Source organism: Cellulomonas pasadenensis (assembly GCF_047229365.1).
GTDB lineage: Bacteria > Actinomycetota > Actinomycetes > Actinomycetales > Cellulomonadaceae > Cellulomonas.
In genome coordinates this window covers 1-1,501 of sequence record NZ_JBFTEP010000262.1, presented here as the reverse complement: position 1 = coordinate 1,501, position 1,501 = coordinate 1, and the positions used below count along the sequence as shown (strand labels likewise).

Annotated in this window: 2 protein-coding genes; one reads left to right on the top strand and one right to left on the bottom strand. The window is 77.6% G+C overall.

The window, feature by feature from the left end; translation table 11 throughout:
• On the top strand, window positions 1-414 hold a 414-nt coding region (locus AB6N23_RS18335; protein WP_412867387.1), incomplete at its 5' end, for a DUF3017 domain-containing protein.
• Between the two features lie 112 nt (window positions 415-526).
• Here the strand turns inward: AB6N23_RS18335 and AB6N23_RS18330 are convergent.
• A partial coding sequence (locus AB6N23_RS18330) for an aquaporin (protein WP_412867386.1) occupies window positions 527-1,501 on the bottom strand: 975 nt, incomplete at its 5' end.

The following is a 1,501-nucleotide window of genomic DNA, read 5'->3' as shown; positions in this document are numbered from 1 at the left end:
CACGTGCCCGGCGGGCCGCAGCTGCCCGGCGACCCGCAGCGGCCGGGCGAGCCGCAGCTGCTGGGTGAGCCGCCGGCCCCCGGCGAGCCCCCCGCCCCGGAGGTGCCGCCCGAGGAGCGCCCGCTCGACCCCCGGGCGATCGCGCGCGCCTCGCTGGCGGCGGGCCGCAACGCGTCCCTGTTCTGGACGGTCGGCGGCGTCGCCGTCAGCGTCGGCGCCGCGTACGTGTGGGACGCCGCCGTGGGCGCGTCCGCGCTCGCGCTGCTGCTCCTCGTGCTCGCGGTCGCCCGTGCGGTGCTGCCGTCCCCGGGGCCGGCCGCGTTCGGCGTGCGGGCGAAGAGTCTCGACGTCGCGACGCTCGTGCTGGCCGCGGTGGCCCTGGCGACGCTCGCCTGGGTGGCTCCGACCGCCTGAGCGGACGCCCGCGCGGGACCCCGACGCGGCCGCGGCCCGACGTGCGACGAGCGTGCGTCCCGACCCCTCGGGGCCGGGACGCACGCTCGCGGTGGTGCGGGTGCGGGACGCGTCAGGCGCGGCGCTCCTCGACGACCACGACGTCGTCCTCGACGACGTACGTCTCGTCCTCGCCGAAGAGCGAGTCCTCGGTCGGCTCGGTCGCGAACGCGCGGTAGACGAGCGCGGCGATCGCCGCGCCGAGCAGCGGCGCGGCCCAGAACAGCCACACCTGCTCGAGTGCCCAGCGCTCCGAGAAGATGGCGGCGGCGAGCGAGCGGGCCGGGTTCAGCGACCCGTTCGTCACGGGGTACGCGACGAGCAGCAGCGCGGCGTAGGAGAGGCCGACGGCGAACGGCACGTGCGCCTTGTGGGCGCGGCGGTCGGTCGCGCCGAGGATGACGCCGACGAGCACGGCCGTCAGCACGACCTCGATGAGCAGCGCCGACACGAGGGTGAACTCGGCCTGGTCGCCCGAGAGGCGCGAGAGCGGGGAGTGCTCGTCGAAGCCGTTCGCGGCGCCGCTGAACAGGCCGCGGCGCGAGGTGTCGCCGGTCTGGCTGATGAGGGCCGGCAGGCCGGCGGGGATCGTCAGGTAGAGCACGGCCGCGGCGAGCGCCGCGCCGACGACCTGGGCGAGCCAGTAGGGGAGCAGGTCGCGGAACGGGGTCCGGCCGGCGAGGCACGCGCCGAACGTCACGGCCGGGTTGAAGTGGCCGCCCGAGACCGCGCCGAACGCGACGATGCTGGCGAGCAGCGCGATACCGAAGCCGAGCGCGATCGCCAGGCCGCCGCCCGCGTTGCTGAACGTCGCGTACAGCGCGATGCCGACGCCCGCGAGCACGATGACGAACGAGCCGAGGGCCTCGGCCCCGAGCCGCGCGAGCAGGCCGGGCGCGGCCGTGACCACCGTGCCCGCCGGGACGACGTACGCGTCCTCGTCGACCGCCGTGCCGACCGCCGTGGCGCCGGCCGTGCCACCGGTCGCGGCACCGGCACCGGCACCGGCACCGGGCGTCGGTGCGGGGGCGGCCGCCGACGCCTCGCC